We start from the raw sequence: 17,095 nt of genomic DNA on the forward strand, positions 1-17,095 counted from the left end.
CTCACTCATAACGTAGCGCCTCTGCAGGCTGGGTGCGGGCCGCACGCCAGGCCGGGTACAGGGTGGCGAAGAAACTCAGGACCAGCGCCGCACCACAGACCATGTAAACGTCCTGGGCCTGGATCTGCGACGGCAGGTAATCGATGAAGTAGACGTCGGCGTTGAGGAACTTGTGCCCGATCAGTTTCTCGATGCCGGCGATCACCGCGCTGACATTCAGCGCAGCGACGATCCCGACCACGGCGCCGATCAGAGTGCCGATCACCCCGATCACCGTGCCCTGAACCATGAAGATCAGCATGATTTGCCCGGGCGTGGCACCCAGGGTACGCAAGATGGCAATATCGCCGCGCTTGTCGTTGACCACCATCACCAGGGTGGAAATGATGTTGAACGCCGCCACCGCGACGATCAGCAGCAACAGCAGGCCGATCATGGCCTTTTCCATGCGGATCGCCTGGTACAGGTTGCCGTGGGTGCGGGTCCAGTCGCGGCTGTAGTATTCCTGGTCACCGAGCTGCTGGGCGATGCTCCAGGCCTCTCGCGGCGCCTGGAACAGGTCGTCGAACTTCAGGCGCAGGCCCTGTACCTGGTCCGGCTTCCAGCGGTGCAGGCGGGACAGGTCGGTGATGTGGGTCAGGCCCAGGTAGCCGTCGATCTCGCCAGCGCCAACGTGGAAGGTGCCGACCACGGTGAAGCGCTTCATGCGCGGGAACATCCCGGCCGGGGTCACGCTGACCTCGGGAGCGACGAAGGTCAGCTTGTCGCCGATGGCGACGCCCAGCTTGGCTGCGGCCTTGTCGCCGATCATGATGCCCCACTCCCCGGCCGCCAGCTTGTCGAGGCTGCCTTGCTGGATGAAGTTGTCGATGATCGACACCTCGCGCTCGCGCGCCGGGTCGATGCCATTGAGCAACACCTTCTGCACCTTGCCATCATGGGTCAGCAGGCCCTGCATCTGCGTGTACGGAGCAACCGCCAGCACGTGCGGATTCTGCTTTACTTGTTGGGCAAGGGCAGACCAGTCGTTGATCGGCTGGCCACTCTCCAGCGTGGCGTGGGGGATCATCCCCAACACGCGGGTACGCATCTCGTGGTCGAAACCGTTCATGACCGAGAGCACCACGATCATCACCACCACGCCCAGGGCGAGGCCGATCATCGAGGTCAGGGAAATGAACGAGACGAAGTGATTACGGCGCTTGGCACGGGTGTAACGCGTACCGATGAATGCGAAAAGAGGTCTGAACATGTCGGGGCTTGTTCGGATGAAAGGGAACGTCCTTGTGGCGAGGCGCCTACGGCGGCTTTACACTCGGACCACCGCCGCAACCATGGGTTCGCCATGACGACATTAGACGAAGAAGATCGCCGCGAATACTACCGCATCGAAGATCGGATCGCACTGGAAATCAGCCCCCTCAGCGCGGCCGAAGCCCTTGAAGCAGAACTGTTGCAGGATGATTCGCCGCTGTTCAACCTGCTCAGCGAATTACACCTGTCCGACTTCGAGTCGCAGCACCTGCTGCGCCAGCTGAGCGAGAAGGACCGCACCCTCGCAGCATTCCTGCGGGCGCAGAACAAACGCCTCGACCTGCTCAGCGCCGTTGTCGCGCAAACCCTGCTCGGCGAAATCGGCCAACCACAACGGGTGATCATCTCCGAAGGGGGCATCGAGTTCGCGCAACCGCGGCAGATCGCCCCCGGCACCCGGGTGAAAGTGAAGATGGTGCTGATGCCACGCGCCCACGGCCTGCTGCTGCGCGGCAAGGTCACCCACTGCGACCGGCGCCCGGACGGCGATTTCGAGGTGGGCACGGAATTCACCGACATGACCGATGCCCAACGGCAACTGCTGGCCCGCTACATCCTGCAACGCCAACAGCAGCAACGGCGCCAGCAACTGGAACAAGACGGCCCCGCCTCCTGAGCCCTATCCCCCTGATTTGAAGGAACGAACGTGACCCTGATCTATGGCCACCGCGGCGCCAAGGGCGAAGCCCCCGAAAATACCCTGAAGAGTTTTCAGCAGTGCCTGTCACACGGCGTGACCCGCTGCGAACTGGACCTGCACCTGTCGGCCGACAACGAACTGATGGTCATCCACGACCCTACCCTCAAGCGCACCACCGGCCGGCGCGGCAAGGTGGTCGAGCACCCGGCTGCCGAGCTGGTCAGGATCGATGCGCGCAAGGGCGGCCCGGGCCACGTGCAGCCCTGCCCCATCCCGAAACTTGAGGAACTGTTCGAGAAGTGTCCGTTCGAGCACTGGCAGCTGGAGGTCAAGAGCGCCTCGCGCACCCGCGCCGCCACAACCGTGCTGGCGATCCGCGAACTGGCGCAGCAATACGGCCTGCTGGACAAGGTGACCATCACCTCGAGCTCACGGGAAGTACTGGGCGCGGCCCAGGAGCTGGTACCGGATGTGAAACGCGGGCTGGTAGCCGAGTACGCCTGGCTCGACCCGTTGAAGGTCGCGCAGAATTATGGCTGCGAGCTGCTGGCGTTGAACTGGACGCTGTGCACCCCAGAGCGCCTGCTCAAGGCACAGGGTCAGGGCTTGCATGTGTCGGTGTGGACGGTCAACGAACCGGCACTGATGCGCCGGCTCGCTGATTTTGGCGTGGACAGCCTGATTACAGACTTTCCCGGTTTGGCCAAGACCACCCTCGGGTAGGGCTGAAATCGGTCTCCCCGACCGGCTCAGGCCACCGGCCGGAGCCGGTTAAAAAAGCCGGTTCAGGCCGTCGTAGGCAGCTACCCGATAGGCTTCGGCCATGGTCGGGTAGTTGAACGTGGTGTTGACGAAGTACTTCAGATTGTTCTGCTCGCCTGGCTGGTTCATGATCGCCTGGCCGATGTGAACGATTTCCGAAGCCTGGTAGCCGAAGCAGTGCACGCCGAGGATTTCCAGGGTTTCGCGGTGGAACAGGATCTTCAGCATGCCTTGCGGCTCGCCAGCGATCTGCGCGCGCGCCATGCTCTTGAAGAACGCCTTGCCCACTTCGTATGGCACCTTGGCCTGGGTCAGCTCCTGCTCGTTCTTGCCGATCGAGCTGATCTCCGGGATGGTGTAGATGCCGGTCGGCACGTCATTGACGAAGCGCCAGCTGCCGTTATCGACGATGCTGCCAGAAGCCGAACGGCCCTGGTCATGGGCAGCACTGGCCAGGCTTGGCCAGCCGATCACATCACCGGCGCCATAGACGTTCGGCACGCTGGTGCGGTAGGCCTCGTCGACCTCGATCTGGCCACGGCTGTTGACCTTGATGCCGATGTTTTCCAGGCCCAGCTTGTCGGTGTTGCCGGTACGGCCGTTGCACCACAGCAAGGCGTCGGCCTTGATCTTCTTGCCCGACTTCAGGTGCAGGATGACGCCGTTGTCCAGGCCCTCGACCCGCTCGTACTCCTCGTTGTGGCGCACGGTGATGTTGTTGTTGCTGAAGTGGTAGCTCAGCGCCTGGGAAATTTCCGAATCGAGGAAGCTCAGCAGTTGACCGCGGTTGTCGACGAGCTCGACCAGCACGCCCAGGCCGCTGAAGATCGAGGCGTACTCGCAACCGATCACGCCGGCGCCGTAGACGATCAGCTTGCGCGGGGTGTGGCTCAGGCTGAGGATGGTGTCGCTGTCATAGACACGCGGGTGGTGGAAGTCGATGTCGGCCGGGCGGTACGGGCGCGAGCCGGTGGCAATGATGATGTGCTTGGCGTTGAGCTTCTCGACCACGCCATTCGGGCACACCACTTCGACGGTCTGCTCGTCGGCGAAGCTGCCAGTACCGAAGAACAGATCAACGCGATTACGGGCATAGTAGCCGGTACGCGACGCAACCTGCTTGGCAATGACCTTCTCGGCGCTCTTGAGTACGTCCGGGAACGAGAACCAGCGCGGCTCACCGATGGCACGGAACATCGGGTTGGTGTTGAACTGCATGATCTGCCGCACCGAGTGACGCAGCGCCTTGGACGGGATGGTGCCCAGGTGGGTGCAGTTGCCGCCGACCTGACGGCGGCTGTCGACCATTGCCACCTTGCGCCCCGCTTTGGCGGCGTTCATTGCCGCGCCTTCACCGGCCGGGCCGGAACCCAGCACCACTACGTCGTAGTTGTAGACAGCCATGCGTACTCCTTCAGAACTGGCCCGGGGTTACGGTTACCCGCGGGGCTCGATCATGCCGCCGGGGCGTCATGAGAAAATTCGGGTGCAGTCTAATCAAGCGTGAACGCCGCGCACATTAACCCTTGGTCGCGTCGTAGGCCAATTTTGCCTGCACTACATGTCATTCACCGATCCCTGGCGGCGATCATCCCTGGCAACGCTTTCAATCGCCTTTCACCGCCTGCTCGAATGCAGGGGTCGCTCGGGAGACGAAGCCACCGTCTGCCCGAGTCACCAAAACCGCAGCCAGATCATGGGCCAGGGCAAAATCCCAGCCGCGCTCTGGCCCCAGGATCAGCAACAGGGTCGAATAGCCATCGGCCTGCAGCGCCGAGGCATCGAGCACGGTGACCGCGGCCAGGTCGTGGTCGACCGGGCGCCCCAGGCGTGCGTCGAACGTGTGTGAATAGCGCCGGCCATTCTCCTCGAAATAGTGGCGATAGTCACCCGAGGTCGACACCCCCAGGCCATTGACCGGGATGATCTGGCGGGCGATCTGCCGGTCTTCGCGCGGCAATTCAAGGGCGATGCGCCAGGGGCTGCCGTCGGGCTTGCGGCCCACGGCCTTGAGCTCACCGGTGGCTTCGGCGATGAAACTGGCCACGCCCATGGCGCGCAGGCGCTCGGCGATCAGGTCGACGGCGTGGCCAGCAGCGATGCTGTTGAAATCCAGTTGCACCGCAGCGTCCTTGCACAGTGCCTGGGCGTCGATGCGCAGGTGGTGGTAACCAACGCGCTGGCGGGCCTGGGCCAGGGCCAGCGGATCGGGCACCTGCTCCTGGCGGGCTTGCGGGCCGAACCCCCAGAGGTCGAGCAATGGCTCGACGGTGAGGTCGAAAGCGCCATCACTCTGTTCGGCCAGGTGCTGGCCGAATGCGGCCAGCTCAAGCATGTCGGGCGGCAAAGCCATGCACTGGTTGGCGGGCAGCAGGTTGAACTGGCTGACGGTGGAGTCGCCGCGGTAGGTCGAGTAATGCTGGTCGATGTCGTTGAGGATGGTCTCGACCGCCGCCTGGACCTGGGCCGGTGCCGGGCCGCCGGGTTCGCGGACGTACTGGATGCTGTAGCTGCTGCCCATGGTCGGGCCGCCCAGGCGTTCCAGGGTCGGGCCTTGGTTGCAGGCGGTGAGGAGCATCAACAGGATTGAGAGAAGTGCACGCAATATCGAGATCTCGATTGTCTGTGCCGGCCTCTTCGCGGGCTTGCCCGCTCCCACAGGGATATCACAAGCCTTGAAAGCAGTGATATCCCTGTGGGAGCGGGCAAGCCCGCGAAGAGGCCGGCACAGGCAACAACAAATGCCAGGCAAAAAAAACGGGAACCCGAAGGTTCCCGTTTTTTCATGCGCTTACAAGCGAATCAGCGTGGAAACGCTGGCGGGTTCACACCCGACATCTCTTCCATCACGCGAACGACCTGGCAGCTGTAACCGAATTCGTTGTCGTACCAGACGTACAGGACAACGCGGTTGTCGTTGGCGATGGTCGCCTCGGCATCCACCACACCGGCGTGGCGCGATCCGACGAAGTCGGTCGAAACCACTTCTTGCGAGCTGACGTAGTCGATCTGCTTGTGCAGTTCCGAGTGCATGGCGGTCTGGCGCAGGTACTCGTTGATTTCGTCGCGGGTGGTCGGCTTCTCAAGGTTCAGGTTGAGAATGGCCATCGAAACGTTCGGCGTCGGAACGCGGATGGCGTTGCCGGTCAGCTTGCCCTTCAGCACTGGCAGCGCCTTGGCGGCAGCGGTGGCGGCGCCGGTTTCGGTGATGACCATGTTCAGCGGCGCGGCACGGCCACGGCGGCTGCCCTTGTGGAAGTTGTCGATCAGGTTCTGGTCGTTGGTGAACGAGTGAACGGTTTCGACGTGGCCGTTGACGATGCCGTACTGGTCATTGATGGCCTTGAGCACCGGCACGATGGCGTTGGTGGTGCACGAAGCTGCCGAGATGATCTTGTCATCGGCAGTGATGTCGCCGTGGTTGATGCCATGCACGATGTTCTTCAGCGCGCCCTTGCCCGGCGCAGTGAGGATCACGCGGGCAGCGCCCGGGCAGGCCAGGTGCTGGCCCAGGCCATCGGCGTCACGCCATACACCGGTGTTGTCGACGATCAGCGCATTGTTGATGCCGTACTGGGTGTAGTCGACTTCGCTCGGGCTCTTGGCGTAGATGATCTGGATCAGGTTGCCGTTGGCAGTGATGGTGTTGTTGGCTTCATCGATGGTGATGGTGCCATCGAACGGGCCATGCACCGAGTCACGGCGCAGCAGGCTGGCACGCTTGACCAGGTCGTTCTCGGCGCCTTTGCGCACGACAATGGCACGCAGACGCAGGCCGTCGCCGCCACCGGTCTTCTCGATCAGGATGCGCGCCAGCAGGCGGCCGATGCGACCGAAGCCGTACAGGACGACGTCGGTACCCTTGCGGGCCGAAGCGTTCTGTTGGCCAACCACGTCGGCCAGCTCTTCACGGACGAACTGCTCGGCAGTGCGGCCGTTGCCCTCCTGCTTGAACTTGTTGGCCAGCTTGCCCAGGTCGACCGAAGCGGCGCCCAGTTTCAGCTCGCTCATGGCCTTGAGCAGGGGGAATGTCTCGTGTACGGACAGTTCGGTCTCGTCGGTCTGACGGTGACGCGCAAAGCGGTGGGCTTTGAGGATCGAGATAACCGAACGGTTGATCAGGCTGCGGCCATAAATCGAGCTCACCACATTGTTGTTGCGGTAGAGCTGACCGATAAGCGGGATCATCGCTTCAGCCAGCGCTTCACGATCGATCCACTCACCAAGACACTGGTCGGGCTTCTGAGTCACGGGAACCTTCCACATGTAGGGACAGAAAAAAGGGGCTACATTATGACGCCCCAGCGCGTAACCGGCAATGAGCGCCTGTCGCCGATGGTAAAGCCTGCTGTTCATGGCCTGTGAAGCCTGACAGCAGGCACCGTCACCGGTACAATCGATCTCTTTGCCGCAACGCTTGGAGTGCAATCTCCCGTGTCAGTTCTGCGCCTTCCGCAAATGTCGGCCACGGCCGGCAAACAAACCTGGGGCAACCTGCCCGGGGCCGCCCTCAGCCTGGCCATCGCCGAGGCCGCCAGCAGCGCGGGTCGCTTCACCCTGCTGCTGACCGCCGACAGCCAGGCAGCCGATCGTCTGGAACAGGAACTTCGCTTCTTTGCCCCGGACCTGCCAGTGCTGCCGTTCCCCGATTGGGAAACCCTGCCCTACGACCTGTTCTCGCCGCACCAGGACATCATTTCCCAGCGTATCGCCAGCCTCTACCGGTTGCCCGAACTGAGCCACGGCATTCTGGTGGTGCCGATCACCACCGCCCTGCACCGCCTGGCCCCCACGCGCTTCCTGTTGGGCAGCAGCCTGGTGCTCGACGTGGGCCAGACCATTGACGTCGAGCAGATGCGCAAGCGCCTTGAGGCCACCGGCTACCGCTGCGTAGACACGGTCTACGAGCATGGTGAGTTCGCCGTGCGTGGCGCGCTGATCGACTTGTTCCCGATGGGTAGCAAGCTGCCTTATCGCATCGACCTGTTCGATGACGAGATCGAGACCCTGCGCACCTTCGACCCGGAAACCCAGCGCTCGATCGACAAGGTCGACTCGATCCGCCTGCTGCCGGCGCGCGAGTTCCCCATGCAGAAGGAAGAGGTGACCCGCTTCAAGGCGCGTTTCCGTGAGCGTTTCGATGTCGACTTCCGCCGCAGCGCGATCTTCCAGGACCTGGCCAGCGGCATCATCCCCGCCGGCATCGAGTACTACCTGCCGCTGTTCTTCGAAGAAACCTCGACCCTGTTCGACTACCTGCCCGCCGACACCCAGGTGTTCTCGCTGCCAGGCGTCGAGCAGGCTGCCGAGCACTTCTGGAGCGACGTGCGCGGGCGCTATGAAGAACGCCGCGGCGACCTGACCCGCCCGCTGCTGCCGCCAGCCGAGCTGTTCCTGCCGGTGGAAGACTGCTTCGCCCAACTCAAGCAGTGGCCACGGGTGGTGGTCAGCCCCGACGACATCGAAACCGGTGTCGGCCGCGAGCGCTTCCCTGCGCGCAGCCTGCCCAACCTTGCCATCGAAGCCAAGGCCAACCAGCCGCTGGCGGCGCTGGCCGAGTTCCTCGATCAGTTCAGCGGCCGCGTGCTGTTTACCGCCGAATCGGCGGGCCGCCGCGAGGTACTGCTGGAACTGCTCGAACGCCTCAAGCTGCGCCCACAGACGGTCGACAGCTGGGCCGACTTCATTACCGGCGGCGAACGCCTGGCGATCACCATCGCCCCGCTCGACGACGGCTTGCTGCTGGACGACCCGGCCGTCGCCCTGGTTGCCGAGAGCCCGCTGTTCGGCCAGCGCGTGATGCAGCGTCGGCGCCGTGAAAAACGCGGCGAGGCTGCCAACGACGCGGTGATCAAGAACCTCACCGAACTGCGCGAAGGCGCGCCGGTGGTGCATATCGACCATGGCGTGGGCCGCTACCTGGGCCTGGCCACCCTGGAGATCGACGGCCAGGCCGCCGAATTCCTCACCCTGGAATACGCCGAGGGCGCCAAGCTGTATGTGCCGGTGGCCAACCTGCACCTGATCGCCCGCTACACCGGCAGCGATGACGCCCTGGCGCCGCTGCACCGGCTGGGTTCCGAAGCCTGGCAGAAAGCCAAGCGCAAGGCCGCCGAACAGGTCCGCGACGTGGCGGCCGAGCTGCTCGACATCTATGCCCGCCGCGCGGCGCGCAAGGGCTATGCCTTCGCTGACCCCGCCGCTGACTACGCCACTTTCAGCGCAGGCTTCCCGTTCGAGGAAACCCCTGACCAGCAAGCAGCGATCGAGGCGGTGCGGCTCGACATGCTGGCGCCCAAGCCGATGGACCGCCTGGTGTGTGGCGACGTCGGCTTCGGCAAGACCGAAGTGGCCATGCGCGCCGCCTTCATTGCCGTGCACAGTGGCCGCCAGGTGGCGGTGCTGGTGCCCACCACCCTGCTCGCCCAGCAGCACTACAACAGCTTCCGCGACCGCTTTGCCGAATGGCCGGTGAAGGTCGAAGTGATGAGCCGCTTCAAGTCGGCCAAGGAAGTGGCCGCAGCGGCCGCCGACCTCGCCGAAGGCAAGATCGACATCCTCATCGGCACCCACAAGCTGCTGCAGGATGACGTGCGCTTCAAGGACCTGGGCCTGGCCATCATCGACGAGGAACACCGCTTCGGCGTGCGCCAGAAAGAGCAGCTCAAGGCCCTGCGCAGCGAAGTGGACATCCTCACCCTGACCGCCACACCGATCCCGCGTACGCTGAACATGGCGGTGGCGGGCATGCGCGACCTGTCGATCATCGCCACCCCGCCGGCGCGGCGCCTGTCGGTGCGTACCTTCGTCATGGAGCAGAACAAGAGCACGGTCAAAGAGGCGCTGCTGCGTGAACTGCTGCGCGGTGGCCAGGTGTATTACCTGCACAACGATGTGAAAACCATCGAAAAGTGCGCCGCCGAACTGGCCGAGCTGGTCCCGGAAGCGCGTATCGGCATCGGCCACGGGCAGATGCGCGAGCGCGAACTGGAACAGGTGATGAGCGACTTCTACCACAAGCGCTTCAACGTGCTGATCGCCTCGACCATCATCGAGACCGGTATCGACGTGCCCAGTGCCAACACCATCGTCATCGAGCGCGCCGACAAGTTCGGCCTGGCCCAGCTGCACCAGCTGCGTGGCCGGGTTGGCCGTAGCCACCACCAGGCCTACGCCTACCTGCTGACGCCGCAGCGCCAGAAGATCAGCGCCGACGCCGAAAAGCGCCTGGAAGCCATCGCCAACACCCAGGACCTCGGTGCCGGCTTCGTGCTGGCCACCAACGACCTGGAAATCCGCGGTGCCGGCGAGTTGCTTGGTGAAGGCCAGAGCGGGCAGATCCAGGCCGTGGGCTTCACCCTGTACATGGAAATGCTCGAACGTGCGGTCAAGGCCATCCGCAAAGGCACCCAGCCAAACCTCGAGCAGCCGCTGGGCGGCGGCCCGGAGATCAACCTGCGCCTGCCGGCGCTGATCCCCGAGGACTATTTGCCCGACGTGCATGCCCGCCTGATCCTCTACAAGCGCATCGCCTCGGCGGCCGACGAAGAGGGCTTGAAGGACTTGCAGGTTGAGATGATCGACCGCTTCGGCCTGCTGCCCGAGCCGACCAAGAACCTCATGCGCCTGACCCAGCTCAAGCTGCAGGCGGAAACCCTCGGCATCAAGAAAGTCGACGCCGGCCCCAATGGCGGCAAGCTCGAATTCGAGGCCGAGACCCCGGTCGACCCGCTGACCCTGATCAAGCTGATCCAGAGCCAGCCCAAACGCTACAAGTTCGAAGGCGCGACGCAGTTCCGTTTCCTGGTACCGATGGAACGCCCCGAAGAACGCTTCAACACCTTGGAGGCGCTGTTCGAGCGCCTGACCCCACAGCCTGCCTAAGGAAGATCCATGCGTGCCATCCGTTGCCTGACCCTGCTGTTCGCGCTGTTCGCGCCGGCCGCCTTTGCCGAAGGGATGTATCAGGTGGAAATGATTCTGGTGCGGCAGAATAGCGTGCCCGCCTTCACCAGCCCGTTCGCCCCGGAAGACTGGAGCGCCGGCGCCCCGCGCCTGGACAAGGGCGCCGAACGCCCACTGGCGCTGCAGGATGAGGCCACCCGCCTGCAAGCCACTGCCGACTACACCGTGTTGCTGCACAAGGCCTGGCAACAGCCGGTCAGCAGCGACACCAGCCGCATCGCCCTGAGCGCCGGCGCCGAGCAGTTCGGCCACTTCCCCATCGAGGGCAACCTGGGCATCACCGCCGGCCGCTTCATCGGCGTGGAGGCCAACTTCTGGGTCAACCAGCTGGACAGCAACGGCAACGTACTGCAAAGCGAGCAGTTCAAGCAGAGCAACAGCAACATGAAAGGCGGCCAACTGACGTTCCTCGATGGCGGCCACCTGGCCCTGCTGCTGAAGGTCACGCCCCCGGGCACGCCGAAGATGCCGGTGATGGACCCGGAGATGATGGAGCAGTGATGCAATGAGCCGCGACGCTCTCCAGCTGCTGCGCGAATACCCGAACTGGACCCAGTCGTTCACCGGCCCGGTCCTGCAGCGCGGCGAGCGTTACGCCCGGGAAGACCGGGTAGAGGTCGAACACTGCAGCGGCCCGATCATCGAAGCCACCTGTCGTGGCAGCGAAGGCAGCCGCTATCGGCTGAAGATCACCCTCACCGCCCTGGCTGGCCGCTGCCACGTACGCGGCCAGTGCAGTTGCCCAGTGGGGCAGAACTGCAAGCACTGCGCCGCCGTATTGCTCACCTTGAGCGAGCCGCAGGCAGCGGCAAAACACGCTGGCGACGCACTGCCAGCCAACCTGCAGCGCTGGCTGAAAGGCCTTGAGCAACCCGCCCCGGAAACCGCCGAAGCGCAAGATAAACGTGGACGCATGGTTTGCTACCAGCTCAGGCTGACCGAGGAACCTGGCTGCGCCCTGCGGGTACGCAAAGGCATGCGCGAAGAGGAGGGCTTGCGTTACAGCCGCGTGCAGTCACTGTATGAATTCCTCTACGAACCACCGCGTTTCGTCAAAGAGGAAGACATCCGCATCCTGCGCCTGCTCTCGGCACTGAACCAGGCCGGTAGCCAGGATCGCGGCTACCAGCTCACAGGCCGCGAAGGCGGCGAACTGTTCCAGCGTGCACTGGATACCGGGCGCATGCTCTGTGACGAGAACAAACCGCTGCTGCGCGAGGGCCCGGCGCTTGCCGCCGAGTTCCGCTGGGTGCGACTGGATAACGGCCATTATCGCGGCATCTGGTATCACGGCGAAACACCGCTGAACTGCGTGATTGCACTACTGCCGCTTTACTACTTCGATTTTTCGAGCAGTGAAGCAGGCAAGCTCGAGCACAGCCTCGACCCTCACATTGCCCTGCAACTGACCATCGCTCCTGACGTTCCGGAACACCTCGTCGTGCCTCTCAGCCACAAGCTCAATGCCTTGAACCACCAGCTTCCTACGCCGACCACACTGGACGAACAGCTCATCGATGACCTGCAGCCCAGGCCCCACCTGACCCTCGGCAGCCTCGAATTCAGCGCCTACACGCCCAAGACCGGGCGTATGCAACGGCAGATGCAGCACCGCGCCGCACTGGCGTTCGACTACGACGGCCTGCGCGCCAGTGGCAATGACGACAAGCCGTTGACCCGCCTGGTCGACGCCACCTGTCAGCGCATCCGCCGCCAGCCCCAGGCCGAGCAGGCGCAGCGCAAGGTGCTGCGCGATTTCGGCTTCAAACCCGCCACCCGGCAGAGCAAGGCCCTGCCCGACAGTGCTGGCGAGATGCTCCAGCTGCCCGACGACGAGGCCTGGCTGCGCTTTGCCCGCGATGGCCTGCCACGCTTGCGCGAGGCTGGCTGGGACATCGAAATCCACCGTGACTTCGCCTTCAACCTGCAGGACGTGGACGACTGGTACGCCACTATCGAGGAAGCGCCGGGGCATGAATGGTTCGACCTGGAGCTGGGCATCGTGGTCGAAGGCCAGCGTCACAGCCTGCTGCCGATCGTGCTGCAACTGTTGCGCAGCAACCCCGAGCTGCTGCGCCCCAGCGAACTGGCGCGGCGCAGCGACGATGAGCATTTGTTGATCGACCTCAATCGCGGCCGCCTGGATAGCCCGGCGCTGCGCGTTGCCCTTCCCTATGGCCGCATCAAGGCAGTGATGGGCACGCTCGGCGAACTGTACCTGCACGAGGACGCGGTCGGCCCTACCCTGCGCATGGACCGTGCCGACGCCGCGCGGCTGAATGACATCGAACACCTGCCACTGCACTGGGAAGGCGGCGCCCATGTGCGTGACCTTGGCCGGCGCCTGCGCCACGCCCGCGAGCTGCAGGTCGAAGTGCCGAGCGGGCTCAACGCCACCCTGCGGCCTTACCAGCAGCAAGGCCTGAACTGGCTGCAGGCCCTGCGCGAAATGGGCACCGGCGGCATCCTTGGCGACGACATGGGCCTGGGCAAGACCCTGCAGGCCCTGGCTCATCTGCTGCTGGAAAAACAGTCCGGGCGCCTGACCGCCCCGGCCCTGGCGGTGATGCCAACCAGCCTGGTGCCCAACTGGCTCGATGAAGCGCAACGCTTCGCTCCCGGCCTGCGCGTGCTGGCCCTGCATGGCCCCGGCCGCAGCAAGCATTTCGCCAAGCTGCACGAATACGACCTGGTACTGAGCACCTACGCCCTGCTGCCTCGCGACCTGGAACACCTGCGCGCGCAAGCCTGGCATGTGCTGGTGCTGGACGAGGCACAGAACATCAAGAGCAGCACCAGCAAAGCCGCCCAGGCCGTCGGCGAACTGCAGGCCAACCAGCGCCTGTGCCTGACCGGCACGCCAATGGAGAACAACCTGGGCGAGCTGTGGTCGATCTTCCACTTCCTCATGCCCGGCTGGCTGGGAGACGTGAAACGCTTCAACCAGGATTACCGCACCCCTATCGAGCGCCACGGCGACGCCGAGCGCCTGGCCCACCTGGTCAGCCGGGTGCGCCCGTTCCTGCTGCGCCGCACCAAGGAACAGGTGGCCACCGAGCTGCCGGCGAAAACCGAAATGGTCCACTGGGTCGAACTCAGTGACGCCCAGCGCGACACCTACGAGGCGGTGCGCGTGGCCATGGACAAGAAGGTCCGCGACGAAATCGCCCGCAATGGCGCGGCGCGCAGCCAGATCGTGATCCTCGACGCCCTGCTCAAGCTGCGCCAGGTGTGCTGCGACCTGCGCCTGGTCAAAGGGGTCGAGACCAAAGGCAACCAGGCCGACAAGGGCAAGCTCGGGGCGCTACTGGAGATGCTCGAAGAGCTGCTCAGCGAGGGGCGCCGTGTCCTGCTGTTCTCGCAGTTCACCTCGATGCTGGCGCTGATCGAGCAGGAGCTGGAAAAGCGCAAGATCCGCTATAGCCTGCTCACCGGCGACACCCGCGACCGACGCACCCCGGTGCAGCAGTTCCAGCAGGGCGACAGTGAAGTGTTCCTGATAAGCCTCAAGGCCGGAGGGGTGGGGCTGAACCTCACCGCTGCGGACACCGTAATCCACTTCGACCCGTGGTGGAACCCGGCCAGCGAGAACCAGGCGACCGACCGTGCCTACCGGATCGGCCAGGACAAGCCGGTGTTCGTGTTCAAGCTGATTACCCGGGGGACGGTGGAAGAAAAGATCCAGGCGCTGCAGCAGGAGAAGGCAGCGCTGGCGGCGAGCCTGCTCGATGGAGGGCAGGTAGGGCAATGGCGACTTGGCGATGACGAGATCGACGCGCTGTTTGCCCCGCTACCTGGCAAGCGAACCCGATAACCTGTACCGGCCTCTTCGCGGGACACGCCCGCTCCCCTAGGTAGTGCACCGTTCTTGAGGTGGGTGAAATCCTGTGGGAGCGGGCTTGTCCCGCGAAGAGGCCGGTACAGTCAATCGACCAGCTGTGCGTCTTTCAGGGCCCCCAGGGCCTCCAGCCAACGCGGCTGCTGGCGATAATCGGTACGGGCAAAGCCACGCCCGCGCATCTGCGCAATACGCGGCGACGGCTTGACCTTCAAGCGCTGCGCTGCGGTCAACGCCAGCTCCGCCGCCGCCCGGTCGTTGCACACCAGGCCCATGTCGCAACCGGCGCTCAGCGCCGCCTCGATGCGATTGGCGGCATCACCCACCACATGCGCACCGGCCATCGAAAGGTCGTCACTGAAGATCACCCCGTCGAAGCCCAGCTCGCCGCGCAAGATGTCCTGCAGCCAGCGGCGCGAGAACCCGGCAGGCTGGTTGTCGACCTGCGGGTAGATCACATGCGCCGGCATCACCGCCGCCAGTTGCCCGCTAAGGCGGGAGAACGGCACCAGGTCTGCCTGGCGCAGCTGTTCGAGGCTGCGCTCGTCGGTAGGAATCGCTACATGCGAATCCGCCTCGGCCCAGCCATGCCCCGGGAAATGCTTGCCGCAAGCTGCCATGCCCGCCGCATTCATGCCGCGAATGAATGCGCCAGCCAGCTGTGTGGCACGCTCAGGGTTGCCTTCGAAGGCACGGCTGCCAACCACCGCGCTGCGCTGGTGGTCGAGGTCGAGCACCGGAGCGAAGCTGAGGTCCAGGCCGACCGCGAGCACCTCGGTGGCCATCAGCCAGCCGCACTGCTCGGCCAGGTACTCGGCATTGGCATTGTCGGCGATGGCGCGCATCGCCGGCAGGCGTACGAAGCCCTGGCGCAGGCGCTGCACGCGGCCGCCTTCCTGGTCGACCGCAAGGATCAGGTCGGGACGGATGGCGCGAATCGATGCGCACAGCTCACGCACCTGGCGTGGGCTGTCGATGTTGCGGGCGAAGATGATCAGGCCGGCCACTTCCGGCTGGCGTAGAAGCTGGCGATCTTCGGCAGTCAGCCATTTACCGGCGATATCCACCATCAGGGAGCCTTGCAGGCTGGTCATAGGCAATCCTTCATTGCAGAGTCAGTGAAGCCCACTCAGGGCAAGCGGCCTCGTCGATGCGCACCGGGCAATGTGCCGGGACGCGCTCGAAAAGGCCAAGCATGTCGATGTTGCGCAAGCGTATGCAGCCATGGGACAGCGGCACGCCCAAGGGTTCCGTGTCTGGCGTGCCGTGCAGATAGATGTGGCGGCGAAAGGTGTCGACACTACCCAGGCGGTTGACGCCCGGCTCGCAGCCACTGAGCCAGAAGATGCGGGTCAGGACCCAGTCCCGCCCGGGATGCTGCGCGTGCAGCGTCGGCGACCAGACCTCGCCCGTCCAGCGCCGGCCTTGCAGCACGGCATTGACTGGCAAGCCTGCGCCGATACGTGCACGCACCTGGTGTAGCCCGCGTGGTGTGCAGCCCGAGCCGTTGCGCTCACCTGCCCCATTGCGGGCGGTGGAAACCACGATGCGCACGCGCAACCGGCCTTGGGCAAAGCCGTAGAGGCGCTGGTCGGCGAGAGCGATGTGCAGGAAATCGAGGTCAGGCATGGGCGCTAGCTTAGCCGAAGCGCCCTGCCCCGCCCAGCCTTCAAGCCTTGGCAGTAGCGCTGCCGGACTTGCTGCGCGGGCGCAACTGGGCGCTGGCCATGGCGCTGTCGGTGACACCGCTGTCGGCACGCATGCCAGCGGCCAGGAATGGCACCATCAGGCGCATGACTTGCTCGATCGACGTGTTGATACCGAAATCGGTCTCGGCAATGGCGCGCAGCGCCTTGATCCCGGACATGCTGAACGCCGCGGCACCGAGCATGAAGTGTACGCGCCAGAACAATTCCAGCGGTGGAATGCGCGGTGCAGCTTCGTTTACCAACAGCATGTAGCGGCGGAACACCTTGCCGTACATGTCCTCGAGATAGCGCCGCAAATGGCCCTGGCTCTGACTGAACGCCAGGCCCAGCAGGCGCATGAAGATCGACAGGTCGTTGTTGCTGCGTGGCTGCACGACCAATGCCTGCTCTACCAGCATTTCCAGCAGCTCTTCAAGGCTGGGCTTCTGCTCGGGCTTGGCCTGTCGCCGCTCCAGCTCACGTTCGAGGCTGGCGCAGAACGGCCCGAGGAAACGCGAAAAGACGGCCTGGATCAGGGCCTTCTTCGAGCCGAAATGATAATTGACCGCTGCGAGGTTGACCCCGGCCTTGCTGGTAATCAGCCGCAATGAGGTTTCCGCGAAGCCTCGTTCCGCGAACAGCTGCTCGGCAGCATCGAGGATGCGTTCAACGGTTTCAGATTGGGCCATCACTACTCCGCCAGACAGAGACAAACAGGTGTTTGAAACATACGTTTCAGCCCTGCCGATGTCAAGGCTCGGTGACTGGGCGGTCGCCATTTAAAGGCGCCAGACTGCAGGCTGCAAGCGTCATCCTGCGTATTTCCTGCAGCTTGTGCTTGCAGCGAACCCAGCACTGTATATAATCCCAGGCACTGTATAAAAAGAC

The 17,095-nt window shown here is 64.1% G+C and carries 12 protein-coding genes; 5 read left to right on the top strand and 7 right to left on the bottom strand.

The features are described 5' to 3' along the window. Position 1: 1 nt before the first annotated feature. Positions 2–1,252, bottom strand: a complete 1,251-nt coding sequence (locus ACTORR_RS05470; protein ID WP_054883502.1) for a lipoprotein-releasing ABC transporter permease subunit — start codon at positions 1,250–1,252, stop codon at positions 2–4. 93 nt (positions 1,253–1,345) lie between these two features. On the opposite strand from ACTORR_RS05470, the gene ACTORR_RS05475 reads away from it, so the two are divergent. Both ACTORR_RS05475 and ACTORR_RS05480 read left to right on the top strand, forming a co-directional pair. After that, positions 1,346–1,930, top strand: coding sequence for a PilZ domain-containing protein (locus ACTORR_RS05475; protein WP_099815456.1), 585 nt, complete (start codon positions 1,346–1,348; stop codon positions 1,928–1,930). Between the two features lie 30 nt (positions 1,931–1,960). Beyond that, on the top strand, positions 1,961–2,677 hold the full coding sequence (locus tag ACTORR_RS05480) for a glycerophosphodiester phosphodiesterase (RefSeq protein ID WP_099815455.1): 717 nt from the start codon (positions 1,961–1,963) through the stop codon (positions 2,675–2,677). 48 nt (positions 2,678–2,725) lie between these two features. Here ACTORR_RS05480 and sthA read toward each other — a convergent pair whose 3' ends face one another. The 3 genes from sthA to ACTORR_RS05495 all read right to left on the bottom strand — a co-directional run bounded on the left by sthA (position 2,726) and on the right by ACTORR_RS05495 (position 6,982). After that, positions 2,726–4,120 carry a Si-specific NAD(P)(+) transhydrogenase gene (gene sthA, locus ACTORR_RS05485; RefSeq protein WP_054883499.1) on the bottom strand — a complete coding sequence of 465 codons (1,395 nt, stop codon included), beginning with the start codon at positions 4,118–4,120 and terminating at the stop codon, positions 2,726–2,728. Between the two features lie 202 nt (positions 4,121–4,322). Further along, complete coding sequence (locus ACTORR_RS05490; protein WP_441343576.1) at positions 4,323–5,294, bottom strand: FAD:protein FMN transferase; 972 nt, start codon at positions 5,292–5,294, stop codon at positions 4,323–4,325. A 224-nt stretch (positions 5,295–5,518) separates the two neighbouring features. After that, positions 5,519–6,982, bottom strand: coding sequence for a glyceraldehyde-3-phosphate dehydrogenase (locus tag ACTORR_RS05495; RefSeq protein WP_099815453.1), 1,464 nt, complete (start codon positions 6,980–6,982; stop codon positions 5,519–5,521). Positions 6,983–7,150: 168 nt separating this feature from the next. Here ACTORR_RS05495 and mfd point away from each other — a divergent pair, with 168 nt between their 5' ends. From mfd to ACTORR_RS05510, 3 genes are read left to right on the top strand one after another with little or no spacing between them, the layout of a single operon-like run. After that, on the top strand, positions 7,151–10,600 hold the full coding sequence (gene mfd / locus ACTORR_RS05500; protein ID WP_313365291.1) for a transcription-repair coupling factor: 3,450 nt from the start codon (positions 7,151–7,153) through the stop codon (positions 10,598–10,600). Between the two features lie 9 nt (positions 10,601–10,609). Further along, on the top strand, positions 10,610–11,182 hold the full coding sequence (locus ACTORR_RS05505; RefSeq protein ID WP_054883495.1) for a CsiV family protein: 573 nt from the start codon (positions 10,610–10,612) through the stop codon (positions 11,180–11,182). Positions 11,183–11,186: 4 nt separating this feature from the next. Next, positions 11,187–14,495, top strand: a complete 3,309-nt coding sequence (locus ACTORR_RS05510; RefSeq protein WP_313365290.1) for a DEAD/DEAH box helicase — start codon at positions 11,187–11,189, stop codon at positions 14,493–14,495. A gap of 110 nt (positions 14,496–14,605) precedes the next feature. On the opposite strand, the gene nagZ is transcribed toward ACTORR_RS05510, so the two are convergent. Genes nagZ through ACTORR_RS05525 form a run of 3 tightly spaced genes read right to left on the bottom strand, consistent with a single transcriptional unit; the run spans position 14,606 to position 16,896 of the window. Then, positions 14,606–15,604, bottom strand: coding sequence for a beta-N-acetylhexosaminidase (gene nagZ / locus ACTORR_RS05515; protein WP_186601147.1), 999 nt, complete (start codon positions 15,602–15,604; stop codon positions 14,606–14,608). A gap of 19 nt (positions 15,605–15,623) precedes the next feature. Further along, entirely contained in the window at positions 15,624–16,148 is a 525-nt protein-coding gene (locus ACTORR_RS05520; protein ID WP_054883493.1) for a L,D-transpeptidase, read from the bottom strand. A gap of 40 nt (positions 16,149–16,188) precedes the next feature. Next, entirely contained in the window at positions 16,189–16,896 is a 708-nt protein-coding gene (locus ACTORR_RS05525; RefSeq protein WP_054883492.1) for a TetR/AcrR family transcriptional regulator, read from the bottom strand. Positions 16,897–17,095: the final 199 nt, after the last annotated feature.

The organism is Pseudomonas sp. SAR267, from assembly GCF_052077595.1.
Classification (GTDB): Bacteria; Pseudomonadota; Gammaproteobacteria; order Pseudomonadales; family Pseudomonadaceae; genus Aquipseudomonas; species Aquipseudomonas vlassakiae.

What these genes read in the sequence shown, in the direction of transcription:
- sthA (WP_054883499.1), bottom strand. Translation starts at nt 4,120, where the DNA reads ATGGCTGTCTACAACTACGACGTAGTGGTGCTGGGTTCCGGCCCGGCC.
- ACTORR_RS05475 (WP_099815456.1), top strand. Translation starts at nt 1,346, where the DNA reads ATGACGACATTAGACGAAGAAGATCGCCGCGAATACTACCGCATCGAA.
- ACTORR_RS05505 (WP_054883495.1), top strand. Translation starts at nt 10,610, where the DNA reads ATGCGTGCCATCCGTTGCCTGACCCTGCTGTTCGCGCTGTTCGCGCCG.
- ACTORR_RS05520 (WP_054883493.1), bottom strand. Translation starts at nt 16,148, where the DNA reads ATGCCTGACCTCGATTTCCTGCACATCGCTCTCGCCGACCAGCGCCTC.
- ACTORR_RS05510 (WP_313365290.1), top strand. Translation starts at nt 11,187, where the DNA reads ATGAGCCGCGACGCTCTCCAGCTGCTGCGCGAATACCCGAACTGGACC.
- ACTORR_RS05490 (WP_441343576.1), bottom strand. Translation starts at nt 5,294, where the DNA reads ATGCTCCTCACCGCCTGCAACCAAGGCCCGACCCTGGAACGCCTGGGC.
- ACTORR_RS05470 (WP_054883502.1), bottom strand. Translation starts at nt 1,252, where the DNA reads ATGTTCAGACCTCTTTTCGCATTCATCGGTACGCGTTACACCCGTGCC.
- ACTORR_RS05495 (WP_099815453.1), bottom strand. Translation starts at nt 6,982, where the DNA reads ATGTGGAAGGTTCCCGTGACTCAGAAGCCCGACCAGTGTCTTGGTGAG.
- ACTORR_RS05525 (WP_054883492.1), bottom strand. Translation starts at nt 16,896, where the DNA reads ATGGCCCAATCTGAAACCGTTGAACGCATCCTCGATGCTGCCGAGCAG.